Source organism: Consotaella salsifontis, from assembly GCF_900167365.1.
Taxonomy (GTDB): Bacteria; Pseudomonadota; Alphaproteobacteria; order Rhizobiales; family Rhizobiaceae; genus Consotaella; species Consotaella salsifontis.
Window position 1 is genome coordinate 427,200 of the sequence record NZ_FUXL01000001.1, and the last position, 22,218, is coordinate 449,417.

The 22,218-nt window shown below is 62.2% G+C and carries 22 protein-coding genes; 17 read left to right on the plus strand and 5 right to left on the minus strand.

The annotated features are described in order from the left end of the window. Positions 1 to 64 precede the first annotated feature (64 nt). The 3 genes from B5D38_RS01965 (at position 65) to B5D38_RS22140 (ending at position 2,628) form a co-directional block, all read left to right on the plus strand. Positions 65 to 1,420: an IS1380-like element ISPme1 family transposase gene (locus B5D38_RS01965; protein ID WP_012112698.1), complete on the plus strand. Its 1,356-nt coding sequence runs from the start codon at positions 65 to 67 to the stop codon at positions 1,418 to 1,420. Positions 1,421 to 1,659: 239 nt separating this feature from the next. Beyond that, positions 1,660 to 2,295, plus strand: coding sequence for an SH3 domain-containing protein (locus tag B5D38_RS01970; RefSeq protein WP_078706666.1), 636 nt, complete (start codon positions 1,660 to 1,662; stop codon positions 2,293 to 2,295). 12 nt (positions 2,296 to 2,307) lie between these two features. After that, a complete protein-coding gene (locus B5D38_RS22140; RefSeq protein ID WP_050742834.1) occupies positions 2,308 to 2,628 on the plus strand; it encodes a hypothetical protein in 321 nt (106 codons plus the stop codon). A 34-nt stretch (positions 2,629 to 2,662) separates the two neighbouring features. Here the strand turns inward: B5D38_RS22140 and tnpC are convergent, their stop codons facing one another. Together tnpC and tnpB (B5D38_RS01985) are read right to left on the minus strand one after the other, a co-directional pair. After that, positions 2,663 to 4,195, minus strand: a complete 1,533-nt coding sequence (tnpC, locus tag B5D38_RS01980) for an IS66 family transposase (protein ID WP_050742833.1) — start codon at positions 4,193 to 4,195, stop codon at positions 2,663 to 2,665. 69 nt (positions 4,196 to 4,264) lie between these two features. After that, complete coding sequence (tnpB, locus tag B5D38_RS01985) at positions 4,265 to 4,453, minus strand: transposase (RefSeq protein WP_256364416.1); 189 nt, start codon at positions 4,451 to 4,453, stop codon at positions 4,265 to 4,267. A gap of 20 nt (positions 4,454 to 4,473) precedes the next feature. Here tnpB (B5D38_RS01985) and B5D38_RS22810 point away from each other — a divergent pair, with 20 nt between their 5' ends. The 3 genes from B5D38_RS22810 (at position 4,474) to B5D38_RS01995 (ending at position 7,763) form a co-directional block, all read left to right on the plus strand. Next, entirely contained in the window at positions 4,474 to 4,716 is a 243-nt protein-coding gene (locus tag B5D38_RS22810; protein ID WP_164056374.1) for a DUF5372 family protein, read from the plus strand. 193 nt (positions 4,717 to 4,909) lie between these two features. Beyond that, positions 4,910 to 5,371: a helix-turn-helix domain-containing protein gene (locus tag B5D38_RS01990; RefSeq protein WP_050747112.1), complete on the plus strand. Its 462-nt coding sequence runs from the start codon at positions 4,910 to 4,912 to the stop codon at positions 5,369 to 5,371. Positions 5,372 to 5,663: 292 nt separating this feature from the next. Next, complete coding sequence (locus B5D38_RS01995) at positions 5,664 to 7,763, plus strand: recombinase family protein (RefSeq protein ID WP_050747113.1); 2,100 nt, start codon at positions 5,664 to 5,666, stop codon at positions 7,761 to 7,763. On the opposite strand, the gene tnpB (B5D38_RS22675) is transcribed toward B5D38_RS01995, so the two are convergent. Both tnpB (B5D38_RS22675) and tnpA read right to left on the minus strand, forming a co-directional pair. Beyond that, on the minus strand, positions 7,671 to 7,973 hold the full coding sequence (gene tnpB, locus B5D38_RS22675; RefSeq protein WP_279481382.1) for an IS66 family insertion sequence element accessory protein TnpB: 303 nt from the start codon (positions 7,971 to 7,973) through the stop codon (positions 7,671 to 7,673). The genes B5D38_RS01995 and tnpB (B5D38_RS22675) overlap by 93 nt on opposite strands. Positions 7,974 to 7,999: 26 nt before the next feature. Continuing rightward, entirely contained in the window at positions 8,000 to 8,446 is a 447-nt protein-coding gene (gene tnpA, locus B5D38_RS02005; RefSeq protein ID WP_050746558.1) for an IS66-like element accessory protein TnpA, read from the minus strand. A 775-nt stretch (positions 8,447 to 9,221) separates the two neighbouring features. On the opposite strand from tnpA, the gene B5D38_RS02010 reads away from it, so the two are divergent. The 11 genes from B5D38_RS02010 to B5D38_RS02060 all read left to right on the plus strand — a co-directional run bounded on the left by B5D38_RS02010 (position 9,222) and on the right by B5D38_RS02060 (position 21,858). Further along, positions 9,222 to 10,430 carry a septal ring lytic transglycosylase RlpA family protein gene (locus B5D38_RS02010; protein ID WP_078706670.1) on the plus strand — a complete coding sequence of 403 codons (1,209 nt, stop codon included), beginning with the start codon at positions 9,222 to 9,224 and terminating at the stop codon, positions 10,428 to 10,430. Between the two features lie 89 nt (positions 10,431 to 10,519). Continuing rightward, positions 10,520 to 11,716, plus strand: coding sequence for a D-alanyl-D-alanine carboxypeptidase family protein (locus B5D38_RS02015; RefSeq protein ID WP_245318722.1), 1,197 nt, complete (start codon positions 10,520 to 10,522; stop codon positions 11,714 to 11,716). A gap of 34 nt (positions 11,717 to 11,750) precedes the next feature. Then, positions 11,751 to 12,431: a dTMP kinase gene (gene tmk, locus B5D38_RS02020; protein WP_078706671.1), complete on the plus strand. Its 681-nt coding sequence runs from the start codon at positions 11,751 to 11,753 to the stop codon at positions 12,429 to 12,431. Continuing rightward, a complete protein-coding gene (locus tag B5D38_RS02025; RefSeq protein WP_078706672.1) occupies positions 12,428 to 13,450 on the plus strand; it encodes a DNA polymerase III subunit delta' in 1,023 nt (340 codons plus the stop codon). Before tmk ends, B5D38_RS02025 begins: the two co-directional genes overlap by 4 nt. A gap of 36 nt (positions 13,451 to 13,486) precedes the next feature. Then, positions 13,487 to 15,085, plus strand: a complete 1,599-nt coding sequence (gene metG / locus B5D38_RS02030) for a methionine--tRNA ligase (RefSeq protein ID WP_425349304.1) — start codon at positions 13,487 to 13,489, stop codon at positions 15,083 to 15,085. After that, complete coding sequence (locus B5D38_RS02035) at positions 15,082 to 15,876, plus strand: TatD family hydrolase (RefSeq protein ID WP_078706673.1); 795 nt, start codon at positions 15,082 to 15,084, stop codon at positions 15,874 to 15,876. The genes metG and B5D38_RS02035 overlap by 4 nt, the downstream gene beginning before the upstream one ends. Positions 15,877 to 15,884: 8 nt before the next feature. Next, complete coding sequence (locus B5D38_RS02040) at positions 15,885 to 16,721, plus strand: MBL fold metallo-hydrolase (RefSeq protein WP_078706723.1); 837 nt, start codon at positions 15,885 to 15,887, stop codon at positions 16,719 to 16,721. Positions 16,722 to 17,775: 1,054 nt separating this feature from the next. Beyond that, entirely contained in the window at positions 17,776 to 18,780 is a 1,005-nt protein-coding gene (locus B5D38_RS02045; protein WP_078706674.1) for a LacI family DNA-binding transcriptional regulator, read from the plus strand. A gap of 33 nt (positions 18,781 to 18,813) precedes the next feature. Next, complete coding sequence (locus B5D38_RS02050; protein WP_245318724.1) at positions 18,814 to 20,019, plus strand: ABC transporter substrate-binding protein; 1,206 nt, start codon at positions 18,814 to 18,816, stop codon at positions 20,017 to 20,019. A 163-nt stretch (positions 20,020 to 20,182) separates the two neighbouring features. Then, positions 20,183 to 21,028 carry a carbohydrate ABC transporter permease gene (locus tag B5D38_RS02055; RefSeq protein ID WP_078706675.1) on the plus strand — a complete coding sequence of 282 codons (846 nt, stop codon included), beginning with the start codon at positions 20,183 to 20,185 and terminating at the stop codon, positions 21,026 to 21,028. Continuing rightward, the gene (locus B5D38_RS02060; RefSeq protein ID WP_078706676.1) at positions 21,025 to 21,858 is read left to right on the plus strand and encodes a carbohydrate ABC transporter permease; all 834 of its coding nucleotides are present in this window, start codon (positions 21,025 to 21,027) and stop codon (positions 21,856 to 21,858) included. The genes B5D38_RS02055 and B5D38_RS02060 overlap by 4 nt, the downstream gene beginning before the upstream one ends. 43 nt (positions 21,859 to 21,901) lie before the next feature. Here the strand turns inward: B5D38_RS02060 and B5D38_RS02065 are convergent. Then, on the minus strand, positions 21,902 to 22,218 hold a 317-nt coding region (locus B5D38_RS02065), incomplete at its 5' end, for a transposase (protein WP_131829848.1).

A 22,218-nucleotide genomic window follows, 5' to 3' on the forward strand; every position in this document is an offset into this window, starting at 1 on the left:
GCTGTCGTAATCGTGATATTTCGCATATAAATCATGGCGTTGACGGCTGCGAGGGGCGCGTTTCATGGATCACCTGGAGGGTGCGGGCTTGGCGCGGGGAGATCGGGTTGATTTCGACCGCCGTGTGCGTCTGGAGTTCCGTGGTGCGCAGATCAGTTCAGACGGTGGCCTGCTGGTGATGCGCGAGCTTGATGACGTGCTCGGCCTGTCCAATCTGGCGTCGGAGGCGCTGCGAGACAGCCGCACCGGGAAGAACACGCTCCATCGGCTTGACGGATTGTTCCGGCAATCGGTGTTCGGACGACTGGCCGGATACGAGGATGTGAACGATGCCGACCGCTTGGCCCTCGATCCCGTGATGCGTCAGGTCGTTGGCGGCAGGGCCGTCGAGGCGCAAGCTGCTTCGGCATCGCAGATGGGACGGTTCGAGACCGAGACGCTGGCTCTGGCCGCGAACCGGGCGGCGCTGGCCGATCTGAACGGCCAATGGATCGACCGGTTTCATGACCGCAACGGGTTGAAATACATCGTGCTGGACATGGACAGCTCGGTCAGCCCCACCCACGGCGATCAGGAAGGTGCTGCCTGGAACGGGCATTTCGACTGCACCTGCTATCACCCCATCTTCTTGTTCAACCAGTTTGGCATGCTGGAGCGCTGCGCCCTGCGTAACGGCAATGTCCACAGCGCCGATGGCTGGCGGGATGTCCTTGATCCCGTCATTGCCCGATATGCTGGCCGCGACCTTGGTGGACGCTTCTTCCGGGCCGACGCTGCCTACGCGATCCCCGCGATCTATATGCGGCTGGAAGAAGCCAGGTTCTTCTACGCCATCCGTCTGCCCGCCAACGCCGTCTTGCGCGAGAAGATCGCGCATCGGCTGACACGGCCCGTGGGACGGCCTTCGCTGACCAAGGTCAAACGGTTCTTCGAGGACTTCGAGTATCAGGCGGCGTCCTGGGACAAGCCGCGCCGCGTCATCGCCAAGATCGAATGGCATCCGGGCGAGCTGTTCCCCAAAGTCGGCTTCATCGTCACCAACCTGCCGATGGAGCCAGACTGGGTGGTGAGGTTCTACAACCAGCGCGGCACCGCAGAGCAGCACATCAAGGAAGGCAAATATGCCTTTCGCTGGACGCGGCTGTCATGCCGGAAGTTCCGGCACAACGAGGTGCGGCTGCAACTGCACGCGCTGGCCTACAACCTGGCAACCTTCCTGCGCTGCATCGAACTGCCCGAGGCCATGGCGGACTGGTCGTTGACCAGCCTGCAACTCAAGCTGATCAAGATCGGCGCCCGCGTCGTCCGCCACGCCCGCGCCATTACCTTCCAGTTGGCCGAGGTCGCCGTCACCGGCCCGATGGTGCGGGCCGTCCTTGCCGCCATCCGCCGTCTTCGAACGCCTCCGTCATGCGCATGACCACGATCCATGCCCAAGCTGAACGAAAGCGGCAGGACAGGTCCGTCTGCCGCGCGGAAAAGCGGCTCTGCCGGGCCAGAATGCTGCGGGTTCGAGGCTTGATCCACCCGACTTCGGCCGTTTGCGCGACGACAGACACCGCTCGGGGCGAAAAACGCTTGCCCAGCGAGCAAAATCAGGCGATCTTGAAGTCAAGCGGCAGGCCACTTGGGGAATGTCGGATCATAAGGGATAGGGATATGATCAAGAGATTATGCATCGCGATCGTCATGGTATTTGCCATGGCATCCATGGCTGCGGCGGCGACCGTTGCAGTTGCCACCGGCAACGTCAATCTAAGGGCCGGACCCTCGACGGGATATCCTGTCGTTGTCGTCGTTCCGGTCGGCGCACGCATCGTCACCCATGGCTGTCTGCCGGGCTACACCTGGTGCGATATCGGTTTCGGCAGCTACCGGGGCTGGGTGTCGGCACGCTATGTTCAGGTGGTCTACAATGGTGCCCCGGTCGTCCTGTCGCCGGCCGTTGCCGCAAGTGTCGGGGTCGCCGTTGTTGCCTTCAACAAGGCCTATTGGGACAACCACTACGCCAGCTATCCCTGGTACTATCGCGGCCCCGCCTATTACGGCCAGGCGGCTCGCAGCTGCGGACCAAACGGCTGCTCCGGCACGGTAACAGGCCCCTATGGCGGCACCGCCTCCGGAGCCCGTGGATGCGGTCCCCGCGGCTGTGCTGGCGCTGGCACAATCATCGGCCCCAATGGGGGTAGTGTCCAGGGCGCCCGTAGATGCGGTCCCTATGGTTGTGTCGGCGGCTATCGCGCCGTCGGTCCGAATGGCGGCACGCGAAGCGGCGCAGGGCATTTCCGTTGGTAAAGGAGACTGCCCATGTCGTCTCACCGCGTGCGATGGACGCTGCTTTTATTGACGTTGTTTCTGGCTGGTGCTGGTCCGTTTGAACTGGCACTTGCCGGAATGGACGGCAGCGAATTCGAGGAAGAGCCGTTGGAATTTTTTTGCATCACGCCGGATGGCGGTCGGGGAGAGGTATGCGTGAGTCTCTATCTTGACGAGGATGGATACCAGGTCTGCCTTTCCGACGAGGCTGCCGAAACGGAACGCTGCGTGAGCTACTATAGTCAACCGGACTATCCGGGCGATGACTACGATTCTCTAGCGACCTCAACCGTCCGCCTGATCGATTGCTAACCCTCGGTACGGTTCTTATTCGTAAGCGCTGTTGTCAGGCCACGGCCCTGAACTCGGGAGCCTGAATGTAGGCCCAGGGGAGGAGATCGTCGATCTGGCTGTTGGGGTGGCCGTTGACGATCCTGGTGAGCACGTCGGCGAGGTAGCCGAGCGGCTCGACGCCGTTGAGCTTGCAGGTTTCGATCAGCGAAGCGACGACGGCCCAGTGCTCGGCGCCGCCATCCGATCCAGCGAAGAGTGCATTCTTGCGGTTCAGCGCGATCGGGCGGATCGAGCGTTCGACGGTGTTGCTGTCGATCTCGATGCGACCGTCGTCGAGGAAGCGCGAGAGGCCATCCCGGCGCGAGAGCGTGTAGCGGATCGCCTCGGCGAGCTTTGTCTTCTGGCTGATCAGCTCGAGCTTCTCGCGCAGCCAGGGTACGAGATCGGCGACGATCGGGAGGCTCTTTTCCTGGCGCACGGCACGACGCTGCTCCGCCGATCGTCCACGAATGTCATCTTCGATTCTGTAGAGCTCCGCGATCCGCCGGAGCGCCTCGCTGGCGATCGGCGCGGGACCGGCTGCGGCAAGTTCGTAGAAGCGGCGGCGCACATGTGCCCAGCAGAAGGCGAGCGTGGCACCGCTCTTGTCGGCGAGCACGCGATAGCCACCATAGCCGTCGACCTGCAGGATGCCAGTAAAGCCCGCCAGATGAGTGATCGGACGTTCGGCCTTTCGGTCCGGCGCATAGACATAGGCGACGCCCGGCGGGTCGGCTCCTTGCCACGGCCGATCATCGCGGGCATAGGCCCAGAGTTGCCCGGTCCTGGTCTTGCCACGGCCGGGATCGAGCACCGGCGCCGTCGTCTCGTCGGCGAACAGTTTTGGCGAAGCCTTCAACTTCGCCAGCAGTCGCTCGTGCACCGGACGCAGGTGCCAGGCGGCGCGGCCGACCCAGTCGGCGAGCGTCGAGCGGTCGAGATTGATGCCCTGCCGGGCGTAGATCTGCGCCTGGCGATAGAGCGGCAGGTGATCGGCGTATTTGGAGACCAGCACCTGGGCGACGGTCGCATCGGTCGGCAGGCCGCCTTCGATCAGCCGGCCGGGAGCCGGAGCCTGAACGACCACATCGTCGCAGGCGCGGCAGGCGTATTTGGGCCGGCGCACCACGATCACGCGCAGCTGCGCCGGAACGATGTCGAGCCGCTCGCTCACATCCTCGCCGATCCGGTGCAGGCCATTGCGACAGCACGGACAGACGTGATTGTCGATGTCGACGATCGTTTCGATGCGAGGCAGATGCGCCGGCAGCGCGCCACGGTTGGCTCGCCGCTTTGTGGCGCGCTCATTGCGTTCGCGCGGGTCGACACGTTCGGCCTCTTCCTCGCCGGCGGCCTCGATCTGCTCGGCCTCTTCGAGGCCCAGCAGCAACTGGTCTTCCGGCAGCGTCTCGGCGCGCCGGCCGAAGCGGTGACGCTGCAGTTCCCTGATGATCTGGATCAGCCGCGCATTCTCGACGTCGCGCGCCAGGACCATCGCCTTCAGCGCATCCGGATCGTCGGGAAGCTGGTCCGCCGTCATCGCCATGAGCGGATCAGACCATATTCGCCGGCACCGGGCGACCGTGGAATCCGGGCTGATTCACTTGGTCGCGGATCAACCCGCCTGCGCCGGAACGCGCGTCGGGCGGGCTTCATGGACCCGTCGCCAGTCGAGACCTTCGAGCAGCGCCGACAGCTGCGCGGCGGTCAGCCGCATGATCCCGTCCTGCACCTTCGGCCAGCGGAACTCGCCATCCTCCAGCCGCTTGTACCTCATCTGAGAATGCAGCCCCGACCAGCGCAGGTCAGCAGTTAGTGCGGGTCATGCACCCGTTTCATCCCCTTTTTGGACAACAGCTTCCTTGCGTCGGCGAGCGAGCTAACTCGCAGGGCAAACGTTTGCTGTTGCAGACCGAGGATGCCACCGTTTGGTCCGTTCCCCCGCAATGGACTGACCTTATGAGCCCAGATCCTGAAGTTGTCATGGGTAACGGACGGTCGCTCTTGCGGGTCGCCGACTTAATGGAATTGGCCGCCCTGGTAGAGCGCCTTTCCAGAACACGATGATGGGCAGAGCTGTAAAGATAAATATGCCGCATCTGTAAAGCTGATTATGCCGCATGGGTCTTATTTTCGTGGAATTTATCCCGCAATTACAGGGCTTATCTAATGCTAAATCATGAGGGTTGCCTTGACGAGGCAGTAAAATGCGTCATAATTAGCATTACGATAACGCCGCTTCATGTCCTCGGAGCCATCGATGTCTGCGAAGTACGACAGCAAGCGCACAAAGACGGATGTCCTCATCGAAGAGGGCACGTTCAATCCCACCCCCGAGAAGGTGCGCGATCCAAAGTTCCGGGGCAGCGAGTTCTTCGATCCGCACGACGCCGTGCAGGTCAAATACGAGATGCTGCGGCGCGTCTCCATCGACAAGGTGTCGGTGACGGAGGCCTCCGACGAGTACGGTGTTTCCAGGCCGACCTACTACCAGGCCAAGGTGAACTTCGATATGGCCGGGATTGCCGGACTAGTGCCGACAAAGCCGGGGCCCCGCGGTCCCCACAAGATCGACGACAAGGTCGTGGCATTTCTGCGGGCGCAGCTCGCTCCAGGAGAACCCGTTCGCGCCCGGGAACTTGCCAAGCTGCTCCGCCAGGAACTCGATATCGAGCTTCATCCCAGATCGATCGAGCGGGTTCTAAAAAAAAGCGGCAGGTAAACCTTGCCGCGACGGCGGCATGCCCGATCCTACCGTCGACCATCGCGTCCCAGTACGAGGTCTTGCGCAAGGCTGCTCTCGGCGCAGCGCTGCCACTTATGGCCCGTAGTGGCCTGATGCTCTTTTTGCGCCGGGGCATGTGGGGATGGGCTCAGACGCTGACCGCAACAGCAAGCACCCCGCGAGAGCAGAATTACCCATCGTCAATTGCTTGGCCGCTGCACCGCGGACACAGCGCCGTCGTTCACGTCCTTGCGACAATCGCCATGAGCATCAACGATCGGAGATCACGATGAATGTACATCTCAAAGTCCAGCCTCATCACCTCGAACGCAGCGCCTACCTCTACATCCGCCAATCTTCGATGCGGCAAGTCATCGACAATACCGAGAGCGCCATGCGGCAATATGCGCTTCGCGGGCGCGCTATCGCCCTTGGTTGGCGCGAGGAGCAGATTATCGTCATCGATAGCGATCAAGGTGAATCCGGCGCATCGGCGGTCTGGCGTGAGGGATTTCAGCGGCTGGTCAGCGATGTCGGCATGGGACATGCCGGGATCGTCATGGGCCTGGAGGTCTCCCGTCTGGCGCGCAACAATGCCGACTGGCAGCGTCTACTCGAGATCTGCGCCCTTGCTGACACCCTGATCCTCGACGAGGACGGTGTCTATGACCCGGCAAGTTTCAACGACCGGCTCCTGCTCGGCTTGAAGGGAACAATGAGTGAGGCCGAACTGCATGTGATCAAGGCGCGGCTGCGCGGCGGCATCCTCAATAAGGCCCGGCGTGGCGAGTTCCGTTGCCCGCTGCCAACCGGGCTGGTCTATGACCACTCCGGCAATGTAACGCTTGATCCGGACATGCAAGTCAGAGAGACGATCGCCCATTTCTTCGAGACGTTCTCTCGCGTCGGATCCGCCTCCCAGACCGTCAAGGCCTTTCGGCAGGAAGGCATTCTCTTTCCCTCTCGCTTGCACGACAGCCAGACGGTTTTCCGGCCACTGACGCCTTCGACGGCGATGCGCGTGCTGCACAATCCACGTTACGCCGGAGCCTATGCCTATGGCCGCCGTCGCTATCGACGAACCATCGATGGCAAAAAGCTCGTGCGCAAACAAGGTAGTGACGATTGGACAGCATGCATTCCAGATGCCCATCCCGGCTACATCAGTTGGGAGCAACATCAGGAGAACCTGAGGATTCTGAAGTCGAACATCTGCCATAAATGGAACGCGGCGGTCGCATCACCTCCGCGGGAAGGCCCGGCGCTGCTGCAGGGGCGCGCCGTGTGTGGGCAATGCGGCAGGCATTTTCACATGCGCTACGCTGCCCGACGCGGTCGGCAGGAAGCCTGGTACGTTTGTGATCGCGCCCGTACCAATCGCGGTGAACCCCTCTGCCAGGCGATCGCTGCACCTCCTGTTGACGAAGCCATCGGCATGCTGATCGCCGAGCAGATGACGCCGGCAGCCATCGAACTGGCGATTGAAGTCCGCAAAGAGATCGAAGCGCGACATGAAGAGGCGGACCGGCTGCGCTGTCGCGCAATCGAGCGCGCGCAAACGGAAGCCGATCTCGCCCAGCGCCGTTTCATGCTCGTCGATCCCAATAACCGCCTCGTCGCCGACACGCTCGAAGGCGAATGGAACGAGAAGCTCCGCATCTTGGCTAATGCCCGCGAAGAGCGCGAGCGCGGCTGGGAGCACGATCAATTCATCCTCGATAAGGCCGTCTACGAGCGGTTGGTCGCAATGACGGCGGACTTCAAAAAACTCTGGACCAACCCAGAGACCCCGAACCGCGAACGAAAGCGCTTGCTTGCCCACATCATTGAGGACGTCACCCTCCTCAAACTACCGAAGAGAGGCACAACCAAGGCTCATATTCGCTTCAAAGGCGGCAAAACCCAGACACTCGTCACCATCAGCCCAAAATCGCCCAGCCAGCAGGTCAAGACGAACCCCGACATCATTGCACTGATCGATAAGCTCCTCGACGATCATATTTTTTCCGAGATCGCCGACATTCTCAACAATCAGGGATACCGTCCGGGCTCGGTGACGCGCCGTGACCAGCGCAACGCCCGCTTCACAACCAAACGCGTCACCTATCTTGTTCGCGAATACAAGCTGAGATCACGCTATGACCGGCTCCGGGATCGTGGGATGTTGACAAAGAAGGAGGCGGCTGCACACCTCAATATCCATGAGCATACCCTCGCCAGATGGGCTGAACATGGCCTCGTCACCAGCCATGCCTACAACGGACACTACTACCTGTACGAGCTTCCGAAGACAGATTTACCGCAAAAGCAATCCAGTCGATGGAACCAGCTCGTCGATCGCCTCGCCGCTCATAAGGAAAATGCCAGCCAAGCCAAAACCTTCAACTGAGTGCGAAAGAGAGATGCAGTATGAATGCAGATCGTTCGCATAGAGGCAGACGCCGGTGCCGTCCCAGAAGATCAGCTTGATCCGGTCCGTGCGCTTGGCACGGAAGACATAGACCGCACCGCTGAACGGATCGGCGCCCATCGTCTCGCGCACCAGCGCGGCCAGCCCCTCCGCGCCTTTGCGGAAGTCCACCGGCTTTGTCGCCACCATGACCTTGACGGCGCCAGTCGGCCCGATCACGACGTTGCCTTCAACGCACGGATCACCGTCGCAACCGTCCTGGCGTCGGCGCCACGGCCGACCCGCATCGCAACGCCGTCGATCTCCAGCTCGATCACGCCGGCGTCTGGCGCGGCCTTCCGCTTCCGCGTCGATCTCGCGCGCTTCCCCGACGGTTCAGGCTCCGGCGCCGCAATCACCGCCGGAACAAACAATGGCTCCGGTGCCGGCGCTCCCGCCAATGGCTGACGCGCGGCCCGACGCCAGGCGAACAACTGCTGCGGGGACAATGCATATCGCCGGGCCACTGCGCTCACGGTCTCGCCGGCATCGTAGCTTTCCGCCACGATCCGAGCCTTCTCCTCCGGCAACCATTCGCGCCTCCGGCCGGAACCCGTGAAAACCTCGAACCGCCGCGCGGGCTCAGGATCGCTGGATTTAAGCGTAAACTCTGAAATCGTCATGTGTCGAAGCCCTCAAAGGCTCCGAACATCGTCGCTCACGACCACGCGCGAAAGGTGCCGCCGGAACAGCGCTTACGCTCAAACCACTTTCAGGCGTCATTTTGTAGGGCTATAGCGTAAGCGTAGTGATCATCACTATCGGTCGCGGCCCGCCACGCTCAATCTTGTCTGACCCGGAGACGTGGGTGACAGATCGTTCCTAAGACACGGATGCCGATTTCGTCGAGCTTGGCTCGAACGTTGCCACCGGCGGCTGGGACGGAGTGGACGAGTTCGCAACTGCACGCGTCCGGATCGACAGCGGGCGGGGTCTCCCTTCGCAAACTTGTCACTTGCCGAACCGAGCCTTGCTCTTGAGCAAGCTGCCGCCCCGTTCCGCGATTGAAGGTGCAGAGGGGGCTCCTGTAACAAAATGTTATCGGGGAGTTGCCGCTTCAGAATAAGGCATTTTCATGGCGAAAAAGTGCTGGCGGCATGCGCGCAGAGCCGGCTTACTTTGAAAATTCGAATCCAATTCGTCATTCAGCACGCTGAATTTCCAGCATATTTGTTGATGAGGTTGCCCCCGATGAAGGTCGGTGGAGTGGCGCGCCGTTTTCGCAGCCTCATTTGCTTGATGCGCCTGCGCAACAGTCAAGTGGAAAGGTGAGGAAAGGCTGGCTTTCAGCCGCAGCGGGTGCGGTTGATTCACAGTCTTTACGACGCTTTAACGTTCCCGTGAACGAGCGATGCGGCACGGGGAGCCGCGTCCACAGCGAGTGGGGACACGCCAGGAATGACATTGGCCGCGAAGCGTTTGGCGCGCGATCTAGGCTCGGTTCTTTTGCCGTTGATCGCTCTTGTCTCGATCGGCGGCTGTCAGGCCGAAGCTCCCGTCGAGACCGCCGAACAGGCGCCGATCGCGACCGCGGTCAAGTTCGACGCTAAGACTTACGGCGTGCCGGCCAGCCCGCGAGTGACGTCACTGTTGGCAGTCCGCAAAGGGGGAGGGCGCACCACGGTTGGCAAGCCCTATCGCGTCAGAGGGCGATGGTATTATCCCAAAGAGGACCCGAACTATTCGAAGGTCGGAACCGCTTCCTGGTATGGCCCCAATTTTCATGGGCGTCTTACTGCGAACGGTGAAGTCTATGACATGAACAGCCTGTCGGGCGCCCATCCGACGTTCCCTCTGCCGTCCTATGCCCGAGTCACCAATGAGGAGAACGGACGCTCCATCGTCGTCAGGATCAACGATCGCGGCCCCTTCGCTCACGGCCGCCTCGTCGATCTTTCGTCTCGCGTCGCGGACATGCTCGACTTCAAGAGCGTCGGCACCGCGAAGGTCAAATTGGATTACATCGGCCGCGCGCCGACGGACGGCGACGACTCGGCGATGTTGATGGCGTCCTATCGGCCTGGGCCGGAAGTGCCGGCGGTTCCGGATTCAGTGATGGTGGCGTCGAACGCGCCGGCGACGGCAGCTTCCGAGGATGACGCGCCGACCCTCCTGGCCGCCTATGCGCCGCCCTCCGTTGTTGCTCTGCCGCGGGCGCGCCCGCTCGATGCCCTCAATGCGCTGGCTCACGCCCGGCCTCTCGAGGCGACGTTTGACGCGGAGGCGGAAGCCGCGGTCCCCGCCTCGCTTCCCGCACGCGCGCCCATTCCCCAACCGCGCGACCTTATGGTTTCGGCCTTCGCAGCTCAGCCGGAAATCGACGGTGCGGCGCGGGCCGTGACGGCGCTGGCCGGGACAGAGGGCGATGGAGCCCTGGCTTCACGCGGCGATCAGATCGTTGTCGGCGTCGTTGACGACCCTCAACTGCGACAGGTCATCGGCGAGATTGCCCAGCCCTATGGCCGGCTGATCGAGGAACCGCTCGCCAATGGCAGCGTCGCCCTATCCATCGACTGCGCGGCGGGTGAGAATTCGGATCGACTGCTTCAGGCGCTCTGGACAGTCGGCGCGACGGACGCCTTCGTGGTCCACGAAGTCGCTGGTTGATTTCAAGCGTAGCGAGGGCGCGGAGCCTTCGCGACATTCACGCTGCGCCGAGACTGTCTTTTGACGTTTTCCGGTGTACATGTCAGCGCATGCTGCGTTCGTTTCTCGTCCATCCCTTCCGGCTGTTCTTGTGCTCGCTTCTGATGGCCGCGCTGCTCGCGGTCGTGCCGGGATCGGCCCAGGAGAGCAGCGCGCCGACCATCGAAACCACCGCGAAGCAGGCAATTCTGATCGATGGCGAGAGTGGGGCCGTCCTCTTCGAGAAGAGCGCCGACGAGCCGTTCGAACCGGCCTCGCTCGCCAAACTCATGACGATGGATCTGGTTTTCGACGCGCTGGCCAAGGGCAAGATCGCGCTGGACCAGACCTTTGCCGTCACGGAGCATGCGTGGCGCACGGGTGGTGCGCCGTCCGGCGCCGCCACGATGTTTGCCAAGCTCAACTCCGAGGTGCCCGTGGAGGCCCTGATCCGAGGAGCCATCGTTCAGGGCGCTAACGACGCGGCGATCGCGCTTGCCGAAGGCATGGCTGGAACCGAGGGGGCGTTCGCCATGCTCATGAACCAGCGCGCCGAGGAACTGGGGCTGAAGCACAGCCGGTTCGTCAACCCCACGGGCCTTCCGGCGGATGGCCAGCAGGTTTCCGCGAGGGACATGGCGGTTCTCGCCCGCCACATCGAGAGAAGCTACCCCGATCTCTACAAGATCTACGCCGAGCCCTCCTACGAGTGGAACAAGATCTTCCAGCGCAATCGCAATCCGCTCCTAGAGATGGATATCGGTGCGGATGGCATGGGAACCGGCTACACCGAATCCTCCGGCTACTCGCTTGTCGGCGTAACGCACGGCGAGGACCGGACGACCATTCTCGTGGTCAGCGGCCTCGCGAGCGCCAAGGAGCGCGCCAGCGAGGCTCGTCGGCTGCTTGAATGGGCGCGGGATTCTTTCCGCCGCCAAACGCTGTTTGCCGCGAGTGACGTCGTCGGCACAGCCGAAGTCTATGGCGGAACGCAATCCTCGGTCGCCTTGACGCCTTCGCAGGACCTCGTGGCGCTGGTTCCGGAGCAGGCGCCGGATAGCGTCACGGCGCACATCAAATATGTCGGACCGCTGAAGGCGCCGGTCGAGCAGGGGACCAAGGTTGCCAATATCGAGATCAGGATTGGCGAGCGCCTGAGCCTCACGGCGCCGCTTTACACCGCCGAGTCGATCGCGGTCGGCTCTTTCTCGGGGCGGGCACTCGAGGCGGCCGGCGAGCTTGCCTTCGGTTGGCTCAAAATGCTCTGAAAGAAGCGGAAGCGAGGTGGCAGGTTCGAGATCGGTGGCCGGATTTTTCATCACATTCGAGGGTGGGGAGGGGAGCGGCAAGACCACGCAGATCGAGCGGCTTGCCGCGCGTCTGCGCAATCGAGGGTACACGGTCGTGACCACGCGGGAGCCCGGCGGCTCCCCCGGCGCTGACGCCTTGCGCCATGTGATCCTGTCCGGCGCCGCCGAAGCACTGGGCGCAGAACTGGAAGCCGTGCTTTTCGCGGCAGCGCGGGCAGACCACGTTGCCAATCTGATCCGCCCTGCGCTGGAGCGCGATGCGATCGTGATCAGTGACCGGTTCCATGATTCCTCGCGCGTTTATCAGGGACTCTCGCCAGACGTGGAAGCGTCTTTCCTGGACGCGCTGGAGCGCGCCGCACTTGGCGGTGTCTACCCCGATCTCACGCTCATTCTGGACATTCCGGCCAAAGACGGGCTCGCGCGCGCCGCAATCCGGCGCGGCATCGGCCATGCCGACCGCTTCGAAAAGGAGGATGTCGCCATCCACGAGGCCCGAAGACAAGCCTTCCTCGCAATCGCGCGGGATGAGCCGGAGCGGTGCGTCGTCGTGGATGCGTCCCGTTCAGTGGATGCCATTGCCGGAGAAATCGCCTCGGCTGTCGATCAGCGGCTCGCCTCCCGGCACAAGGCGCGGGACGAGAGCAAGGGCGAGAGAGGGAGGATCCGATGATGGACGACGTTCTCGCGCCGGAGGAGCACGATTCCATCGAGGGCGTTCCTCCGCCATCCGTGACAGAGGAACTTATCGGCCATCGCGCGGCATGGGCGGAGCTTCAGGCGGCATATGAGAGCGGCCGGCTTCATCATGCCTGGCTGTTGCAGGGACCTCGCGGGGTGGGCAAGGCGACGGCCGCTTTCGCCTTCGCTCGCCTTGTCCTGTCCAACGGCGATCCGGTGAAGGGCGCGGTGATCCGCCGCCAGATCGCGCAAGAGAGCCATCCGAACGTTCTTTACCTCTCGCGGCCGGCATCCGACCGGGGAGGAGGGTTCAAGTCGTTTATCACCGTCGATGAAGTGCGGCGCCTCAATCGCTTCTTCCAGGCGACCAGCGGCGAGGCGTGGCGCATTGCCATTCTGGACCCGGCCGACGACATGAATCGCAGCGCGGCCAACGCTCTGTTGAAGATACTCGAGGAGCCGCCGCGCCGCTCGCTCATCCTCATCACCAATCATACGCCGGGCAGGCTTCTGCCGACCATCCGTTCGCGTTGCCGCACGTTGCGTTTCGGGCCACTTGAGCCCACCGATCTCGGCGCGATCCTGAAGGCGCTGCCGTTGCAGCTCGCGGGCGCCGAGGTGGAGCGGGCGGTGGCTCTGGCGCAGGGCAGCGCCCGGCGCGCCGTCTCCTTTGCCGCCAGTGGCGCCTTTGAGGTCGAGGAACGGCTTCGGGGGCTCCTGGGGGTGCGCGAGCCCGATTGGGGCGGCATTCAGCAGATGGTCGATGCTCTGACGCTGAAGGGGCGGGAAACCGCCTATGACCTGACGATCGAGCTTGCGCTCGCCAAGATCGCCGATGCGGCGAGAATGGCGCTGGGCGAGGGGGAAGCATACAGGGCAAGCCGACTCGCCGATTTTTGGCAGAGCGAGGCGGAACGCTTTGCCGCCGCCGCTGCGTTCAACCTCGATCGCAAGCAGAATCTTCTGACCTTCTTCCTCGGCTATTTCGCATTGGCCGGCGAGCTTAACTGACGCGGACCAAACTGGCGCATTGAGGCTGGAGCCGGGATGTCCTATGTGGCGGAGATGATTGACCGCCGGCACAAGAACACGCGCATGTCCGAACGCTTCTTCCTCACCACGCCGATTTTCTATCCGAATGGCAAGCCCCATATCGGCCATGCCTACACCGCCATCGCAACCGACGCTCTGGCCCGGTTCAAGCGGCTGGATGGCTACGACGTCTTTTTTCTTTCCGGCACGGACGAGCACGGATTGAAGATGCAGCAGACGGCCGAGGCGGAGAAGCTGACTCCGCTGGAGCTGGCGGACCGCAACTCCTCGATCTTCCGCAAGATGCTGGAGACGCTTGGCTGTTCCAACGACGACTTCATCCGCACCACCGAGGAGCGGCACACAAAGGCCTGCCAGGAAATTTGGCGGCGAATGACGGACGCCGGCGACATCTATCTCGGGCGCTACAGCGGCTGGTACTCGGTGCGCCAGGAAGCCTATTTCGACGAATCCGAGACGGTGGTGGGCGAGGATGGCGTCCGGCGCGAGCCTCTCGGCTCCGAGGTGAAGTGGAACGAGGAGGAAAGCTACTTCTTCCGCCTGTCCGCATTTCAGGAACGACTCCTCGCCCATTACGAGGCGCACCCGGAGTTCATCGGCCCGGCGGAGCGCCGTAACGAGGTCATGTCCTTCGTGCGCTCGGGGCTCAAGGACCTCTCCGTGTCGCGGACGACCTTCGATTGGGGGATTCCGGTTCCGGGCGATCCCAAGCATGTCATGTACGTCTGGGTCGATGCGCTGACCAATTATTGGACGGCGACCGGATTCTCGGACGATGAGGCACGGCGGCCATTCTGGCCTGCCGATCTCCACGTCATCGGCAAGGATATCGTCCGCTTCCACGCGGTCTATTGGCCGGCGTTCCTGATGTCGGCGGGAATCGAGCTTCCCAAGCGTGTGTTCGCTCACGGCTTCCTCTTCAACCGCGGGGAGAAGATGTCGAAGTCGGTCGGCAACGTCATCGATCCTTTCTCCCTGGTCGACGTCTACGGGCTCGACCAGCTGCGCTATTTCCTTCTGCGCGAGGTGCCTTTCGGCCAGGATGGCAGCTATTCGCATGACGCGATCGTCAACCGCACCAATTCGGACCTCGCCAACGATCTCGGCAATCTCGCGCAGCGCTCGCTGTCGATGATCGGCAAGCATTGCGGCGGCGCGGTGCCCGAGCCCGGCCCCTTCAGCGAGGCCGATCAGGCGTTGCTGGAAGAGGCACGCGGCCTCCTGGATCGTGCGCGCTCTATGATGGAAACTCAGGAGATCCATCAGATCCTCGCGGCCGTTTTCCAAGTGGTCGCCAACGCCAACCGCTATTTCGCGGCCCAGGAGCCCTGGGCTCTGAGGAAGACAGACCCGGCGCGAATGGGCACCGTTCTTTACGTCACGGCGGAGATCCTGCGGCGCGTTGCGATCATGCTCCAGCCCTTCGTGCCGGAAGGCGCGGCGCGGCTGCTGGCGGTCCTCGCCGTGCCCGAGGGCGAACGCAGCTTCACCCAGTTGACGCCCGACATGGCGCTGGTTCCCGGTCGGGCCCTTCCTGCACCGCAGCCGGTCTTTCCCCGTTATGTCGAGCCGGAGGCAAAGCCAGAATCATGACCCTGCCGTTTCTGGTCGACAGCCACTGCCATCTCGACTACCCGGACTTCGAGAGCGAGCGGGAAGCCCTGATCGAGCGGGCCGAGGCGGCAGGTGTTCGCCTGATGCTGACAATTTCGACCCGCGTTCGCGAGTTCGCTAAGCTGGTCGAGCTGACGGAGCGGTTCGACCGTGTCTACGCCAGCGTCGGCACCCATCCGCACAGCGCAGGCGAGGAGCCGGACATCGCTCCCGAGGAGCTGGCGCGCCTTGCCCGCCATCCGAAGGTGGTCGCGATCGGCGAAGCCGGTCTCGACTATTTCTACGATAAGGCACCGCGCGATGTCCAAAAGGCCGTCTTCCGCCGGCACATCGCCGCGGCGCGAGAAACGCAGCTGCCGCTGGTGATCCATTCGCGCGATGCGGACGACGATATGGCCGCGATTCTCACGGAAGAAAGCGGGAAGGGGACCTTCCCCTTCGTTCTTCACTGCTTCTCCTCGGGACGCGCGCTCGCCGAAGCGGGTCTCGCGCTCGGCGGCACCATTTCGTTTTCCGGCATTTTGACGTTCAAGCGTTCGGAAGAGCTGCGCCAGATCGCCGCCGACATTCCAATGGACCGGCTTCTGGTCGAGACGGACGCCCCTTATCTCGCGCCGTTGCCTTACCGCGGCAAACGCAACGAACCGGCCTATACTCGCCATACGGCGGAGGTGCTGGCCGAGGTGAAAGGCGTTTCGTACGAGGTGATTGCAGAAACAACCTCGAACAACTTTTTTCGTCTGTTCTCCAAGGTGCCGGACCCGAGGTGACGGAGGAAGTGTCCAGGACCGCCCGCGGCGAAGGGCAAAGGCTCGTCATTCTCGGCTGTTCGTCGTCGCCGGGCGTACCGCGACCAACCGGCGAATGGGGCGCATGCGACCCTCTCGAACCCAAGAACCGCCGTCTCAGGGCGGCGGCACTGGTCGAGCGCGTCGGCCCGGACGGCAAAACGTCGGTCGTCATCGATTGCGGGCCCGACTTTCACCAGCAGATGCTGAACGCCGGCGTTTCGCACCTCGACGCGCTGGTGCTGACCCATGCCCATGCCGATCATATCCACGGCATCGACGATATCCGCAGCTACACGCAGGCGCAGAAAGCCCGTGTTCCGGTCTATTGCGACACGGCGACGTTCTCCCGTGTGATGCAGGCCTTCGGCTATTGTTTCATGACGCCCGAGGGCAGTCACTATCCGCCGATCGCCGAGCGCATACCGATCGAGCCCGGCCAGCCGTTCACCGTGACCGGCGCCGGCGGACCGATCGAGCTGCTTCCGTTCGAGCAGGTCCACGGCGACATCCGTTCGCTGGGCTTCCGTATCGGCGACGTTTGCTACTGCAGCGACGTCAGCGATTTCCTCCCGAGCGCCATCGCGGCGATCAGTGGCTGTCGCCATCTCATCATCGACGCGCTCCAGTACCGGCATCATCCCAGCCATCTTTCCGTCGATGAAGCGCTGCGATGGATCGAGAAACTCGACGTCGGCAGCGCGACGCTGACCCATATGCACACGCCGCTCGACTACCAGACTCTCTGCCGCGAGCTGCCGCCGCATGTTCGGCCTGCCTTCGACGGATTGGTCATCGAAATCGATGAGGAAGCGGCACGAAGCTGATCGCAAGCACGTTCAATCACTCGGATCAGCCCGGAGCAACACCAATTTTGTATGCAACTTCAATGCCTTGCTGTGTTGTCTTGATGCAGTGCGACCATCATCCTTGTGTCCGACGCGCGGCGAGCTTGGTCATACGGCCTCCGACGGTCGAATACGGCGGGCGGCATTCAAGGGCGATCGAAGCGTTCAAATAGCTAGAGATATCAAGGCATTGTACGAACCGGCAATCCAGTGTCGTTGCTGCCTTTTATGTTCCATAATCTATCTTATGCAACTTTGGTGTATTGACCCGTGGCGCTCGGATGTTGTGGTATAGCGCGGCGCGTAATCCGTCCAATCGGCGCCCGAAGATGACTCGATCGGCGCTGGAAGATTGCGCCCCTCTTCGCAATGCCGACTTCGGTTGGTGTGACGCGACAGCTCGCGAGAAGCTCCATTGCCGCTCACCCAACGGAAGCACAGCGACTTGCAAGCTTCCGGCACGGCTTCACCATCGCCAAGCTAATGGAAGGCATCTTCGTGGCTTGTTGGCTTTGTCCGGGAGTCCGTGATGCCTTTTCGTGGGGCCGCTTTCGACTCCAGGCACTGCGGCAAGCGCGCGCGAGGCTCGCGCGGCGGCCCCTTCTTGGTGAAACAGCGTACCAGCCGCGCGGCCAAGGGCTTTGGGAGCAACTCCCTCTATCGATCCCAGTCTCCCTGGTCGGTCAGCGGCAGAACTCTGATGATGGCCGTCTGCTACGCTGCAAGCAGAAGATCACCGCAGCCCACGAGCGAACCTTGCACCGTACCATCGTGCTGGCCTTCGAGAGATTGCGTCGAATCTCAAGCAATCGTGAGCAACCGCTAATGGCGTCTCCGCAGGCGTTTGCACCTGACTGCCCGAAGCCCCGTACATAGCGGCGTCCGCCAGGATCGCTGGGCAATCAGCGCCAACCAGCATGATGACTGGCACCCACACTCTGCAACTGTGCTATTGCCGCAAGCCTTGATGACCCGCCTTGACAGCGAAAATGCGAATTTATACGTATCAGTAATTCGTATAAGTTGGACAGCCATGCGAACTCGCCCCACTCAGAAAGATGTCGCGATCAAGGCCGGAGTTTCACAGGCCGCTGTCTCTATGGTGTTGAGCGGGACCAGCACGCCTGCCATTTCAGCAGACACCGTGCGGCGGATCCATGCGGTCGCGAAAGAGCTTGGCTATGCGCCGAACCGCTTCGCTCAGGCCCTGAAAACGCGGCGGACGCTGACCATCGCCTGCATCGTTCCAGACATCACAAACCCGTTTTACCCGAGCCTGGTGCGCGGCGTGCAGGCTATCGCGCAGGACCACGATTACGACGTCATCACGGTCAATACGGATGGACTGGAGGAACGGGAGCGCCACTTTTTGCGCTGGGCTCGCGAGGGACGGGTCGACGGTCTCGTTGGAGTGTTCTTTAACCTGCGAGCTCAGGATTTCTCCGAAGCTTTGGATGCGGGTATTCCCGTGGTGCGCATCGAATCGTCCAAGAAGGCCGGTGGCCCAATTGCGATCGACGACATCTTCATCGACAGCAAGGCCGCCAGCATTTCGGTCGTGAACTACCTGATGGAGGCTGGACACCGCCGCATCGCGATGATTGCTGGCTCCGGTGGACCGCAACGCGTTCGCGTCGAGGCCTATCTTGAGCGTCTGTCGCAGGCCGGTCTTCCTTCGCTCGTCGTCGTCGACGAAGCCTTCAGCGAGAGCGGCGGATATCGTGCTGCTGAGCGGATACTCGTCAGCGACTTCGAACCGACCGCCATCTTCGCAGCGAATGATCTGATGGCAATCGGCGTCATGCAGGCGCTGCGGCAGCACGGCCTGAATGTTCCTGGTGACGTCGCCGTCGTCGGTTTCGACGACATTCCGCCGGCGAGCCTCGTCTCGCCAGCCCTGAGTACTGTCTCTCAATTCCAGGACAAACTCGGCGAAAAGGCTGCGGCGATCCTCCTTGAACGCCTCAGCGGAGACAGGCAGGGCGCTGGAGTGGCGCATGAAATGCCGTACCAGCTCATCAAGAGAGAGTCGGTCTAGGCGATCATTCTTTTTGATTTTCGGAGGAGATTCATGAACAGACGCATTTTCCTTTCGGTTGGGCTCGGCCTGATGGCAAGCACCGCCCTGCCCTTCGCGGCGATCGCGCAGACCCCGGTGACTTGGTGGTACGAATCCGCAAACCCTGAGCAGCAGCGCGCCATCACCCAGGGCATCATCGATCCGTTCAACGCGAGCCAGTCGGACTATCAGCTAACGATCGACTATCGCGGCAGCGAGCTCGACAAGCAGATGCGCGTCGCGCTGTTGTCGGGCAACGGGCCCGATATCGTGTATTCGGCCGGCCCATCCTACGTCGCACCGATGGCCCGGGCGGGACAGCTCATGCCGCTCGACGATTATGCCAAGCAGTTCGGTTGGCAGGATCGGATACTGCCCGTCTTCCTCGAGATGGGCAAATACGAGGGCAAGCTCTACGCGCTCCCCAAGACCTACGAGACGCTCGGCCTGTTTTACAACAAGACCCTGTTCAAGGAGCATGGCTGGGAGGTGCCGACGACGATCGCGGAGCTCGAAGCCGTCTCCGACGCCATGCTGGCCGAGAACATTGTGCCGTTCGCCTCCGGAAACGCCAACTGGCGTCCGGCCAACGAGCACTATGTCTCGCTGGTGCTCAACTCTATCGCCGGCCCGGACAACGTCTACAAGGCTCTCAAGGGGGAGATGCCATGGACAGCCGAGCCCTTCGTCAAGGCCATCACCAAGCTGAACGATTGGTGGCAGAAGGGCTACTTCGGACCGAACTACTTCTCGCTCTCCGACGAGCAGGCCTTCGCCCAGATGGCATCGGGTCAGGCGGGCATGATGCCGACCGGAACATGGCAGTTCCAGCGGATCAACACCTACTTCCCGCAGAACAACGCAGAGGCCGGCTTCGTCGGGTTCCCGAGCGCCGATGACATTGGCGACCCGGTTTACGCGCTGGGTGTCGGATCCACCTTCTCGATCGCCGCCGATGCGAACAACCCCGATGGCGCGGCTGCTGCGATCAACTACATTTTTTCCGATGATGCCTATGCCAAGATGAATGAGCTCTGGCAGGGCGAATGGAATATGCCGATCGCAGACTTGGCCAGCATAGAGGTGAAGAACGTCCAGCCGCTCTACACCGATACGATGAAGGGCCTGGCAACCTCGGTCGCCAACAACCACTACGGCTATACGACCTGGACCTTCCTGCCGCCGGCAACCGACGCCTTCCTCGTCAACGGTATCTAGGAGGTTTGGCTCGGCCGCCGCTCGATCGATGATTACCTCGCGGAGCTGGACCGGACTTTCAAGCAGGAATTGGAAGAGGGCAAGGTTCCCGCCATTCCCGCGCGCTGAGGCGAACCGGAGGACGGAACGGTGGGATCTGCCGTTCCGTTCGCGAAGGAGTAGCATGCACAAGCTCTATGTCGTTCCGACGTTGATCATCAACGCCGTCATCATCCTCGTGCCCGCGCTGCTGACCATGGCGTTGGCCTTCTTCCGCTGGGACGGGATCACCACCCCGGCGTTCGTCGGGCTGCAGAACTTCCAAGCGCTTTGGGTTGATCATGTCTTCTGGACGGCGCTCGGCAACAACCTGATCTGGACTGCTATTTTTCTCGTCGTGCCGATCGCCATCGGCCTGGTGGCGGCGACCATGCTGCTCGTGGTCCGCCGCGGCAGCATGGTCTTCCAAGTCATCTACTTCCTTCCCATGGTCATCGCGACGGCGATCCTGGCGCGCGTCTGGCAGGGCATGATCTACAGCCCCGTCTCCGGCGTCAACGGCCTGCTGCAGCGGACGGGATTCCAGACGCTCGACCCCCTCACCCAGCCTTCCACCGCGCTTTTTGGCATTGCCACCGTGGACCTGTGGCACTGGTGGGGCTTTCTCTGCGTCATCTTCTTCGCGGCGCTCCGCCAGGTTCCCCATGAGCAGATCGAGGCCGCGCGGATCGAAGGTGCCAGCTTCTGGCAGATGATGCGGTACGTGCTTCTGCCTGGCATCCGCCCGACGATCACGCTGATGATGATCATGACGGTGATCTGGTCGTTCCTGGTCTTCGACTTTGTCTACATCCTCACCCAGGGGGGGCCTGCCTTTTCGAGCGAGGTGCTGTCGACGCTCGCCTATCGCAGCGCTTTCTACGACCTTGCCGTTGGCAAAGCGGCCGCGGTCTCGATCGTCATCAGCCTGTTCGGTCTGGCGGCCACGGCTGTCTACATCCGAGCTCAGGCCAAGGAGTTCCAGCAATGAGGCTCGTCGAAAGCAAGGTCACGCTGTATCTCACCTACACTGCGCTCGCGATCCTGCTGGCGATCACCCTGTTCCCGATCGCGCTCCTGGTGCTCAACGCTTTGAAGCCCGCCGCGCAGATCGTCCAGAATCCCCTGACGCTGCCTGACACCATCCGTTGGGACAACTTCACCCGCGCCTGGCAGGATGCCCGCTTCGGCCGCACGATGTTGAACTCCGCCATGCTGGCTGCCTCGACCATCGTCCTGGTCTGCACCACGGGTTCGCTGACGGCCTACGTGTTGGCGCGGCGCAAAATCAAGTCCTGGAAGATTATCACCTTCTACCTGCTCGGCACCACCACGGCACCGATCCAGCTGTTTCTGTTCCCGCTCTATTTCGGCTTTGCCAAGCTGGGACTCATCAACAACATCCTCGCGGTTTCGCTGATCTACACCGCCCTCTACTCCCCCTTCGCGATCATGCTGCTCAGGACCTATTTCCTCGCCGTTCCCAAGGAACTGGAGGAATCGGCCCTGATCGACGGCGCGAGCCATTGGCAGGTCTTCACCAAGGTCATGCTGCCTATCGTCTCGCCCGGCATCCTGACCGTCGCGTTGATCATCGGGCTCTATTCGTGGAACGAGTTCCTCATCGCCACGACCTTCCTGCAAAAGGCGGACCGCGTCACCGCAGTCGTCTCCGTCTTCCTTCTGTCAGGCCAGTACACGGCAGACTGGGAGGAGATCATGGCTGCGGCGCTGATCATCGTGCTGCCCATCGTGGTGCTGTTCGTCCTCCTGCAACGGCGCTTCATCGAAGGCATGGCCGGGGGCGCGGTCAAAGGCTGAAATGGCATCCTTCCTTTCTCAGAGGTTCTAGAGCGGGATGAGATTAGGATCGTCCATATCCTGAGTTGACGAGGTAGTTGCTGCATTCGTCGGCGGAGATGGTGGAGAGGATCTGGCCGATGGCGGAGCAGACGGCGTCTCTGGTGCGCTGGCCGGCTTTGCGCAGCAGGTGCTTCAGCTTGGCGAAGAGCTGCTCGATGGGATTGAGGTCGGGGGAGTATTTGGGCAGGAACAAGAGCTTGGCGCCGGCGGCGCGGATCGCCCGGCGCACCGCCTTGCCCTTGTGGCTGCCGAGATTGTCCATGATGACGATATCGCCGGGCTTCAGCGTCGGCACCAGCACCTGCTCGACGTAGAGCC

Bases quoted from the DNA above. Each gene is read 5' to 3' on its own strand.
- metG (WP_425349304.1), top strand. From the start codon at position 13,487: ATGTCCTATGTGGCGGAGATGATTGACCGCCGGCACAAGAACACGCGC.
- B5D38_RS02050 (WP_245318724.1), top strand. From the start codon at position 18,814: ATGAACAGACGCATTTTCCTTTCGGTTGGGCTCGGCCTGATGGCAAGC.
- B5D38_RS02010 (WP_078706670.1), top strand. From the start codon at position 9,222: ATGACATTGGCCGCGAAGCGTTTGGCGCGCGATCTAGGCTCGGTTCTT.
- B5D38_RS22810 (WP_164056374.1), top strand. From the start codon at position 4,474: ATGCACCCGTTTCATCCCCTTTTTGGACAACAGCTTCCTTGCGTCGGC.
- tnpA (WP_050746558.1), bottom strand. From the start codon at position 8,446: ATGACGATTTCAGAGTTTACGCTTAAATCCAGCGATCCTGAGCCCGCG.
- tnpC (WP_050742833.1), bottom strand. From the start codon at position 4,195: ATGGCGATGACGGCGGACCAGCTTCCCGACGATCCGGATGCGCTGAAG.
- B5D38_RS02055 (WP_078706675.1), top strand. From the start codon at position 20,183: ATGCACAAGCTCTATGTCGTTCCGACGTTGATCATCAACGCCGTCATC.
- B5D38_RS02015 (WP_245318722.1), top strand. From the start codon at position 10,520: ATGCTGCGTTCGTTTCTCGTCCATCCCTTCCGGCTGTTCTTGTGCTCG.
- B5D38_RS01970 (WP_078706666.1), top strand. From the start codon at position 1,660: ATGATCAAGAGATTATGCATCGCGATCGTCATGGTATTTGCCATGGCA.
- B5D38_RS01965 (WP_012112698.1), top strand. From the start codon at position 65: ATGGATCACCTGGAGGGTGCGGGCTTGGCGCGGGGAGATCGGGTTGAT.
- B5D38_RS02025 (WP_078706672.1), top strand. From the start codon at position 12,428: ATGATGGACGACGTTCTCGCGCCGGAGGAGCACGATTCCATCGAGGGC.
- B5D38_RS02035 (WP_078706673.1), top strand. From the start codon at position 15,082: ATGACCCTGCCGTTTCTGGTCGACAGCCACTGCCATCTCGACTACCCG.
- B5D38_RS01990 (WP_050747112.1), top strand. From the start codon at position 4,910: ATGTCTGCGAAGTACGACAGCAAGCGCACAAAGACGGATGTCCTCATC.
- tnpB (WP_279481382.1), bottom strand. From the start codon at position 7,973: ATGGTGGCGACAAAGCCGGTGGACTTCCGCAAAGGCGCGGAGGGGCTG.
- B5D38_RS02045 (WP_078706674.1), top strand. From the start codon at position 17,776: ATGCGAACTCGCCCCACTCAGAAAGATGTCGCGATCAAGGCCGGAGTT.
- B5D38_RS02060 (WP_078706676.1), top strand. From the start codon at position 21,025: ATGAGGCTCGTCGAAAGCAAGGTCACGCTGTATCTCACCTACACTGCG.
- B5D38_RS22140 (WP_050742834.1), top strand. From the start codon at position 2,308: ATGTCGTCTCACCGCGTGCGATGGACGCTGCTTTTATTGACGTTGTTT.
- B5D38_RS01995 (WP_050747113.1), top strand. From the start codon at position 5,664: ATGAATGTACATCTCAAAGTCCAGCCTCATCACCTCGAACGCAGCGCC.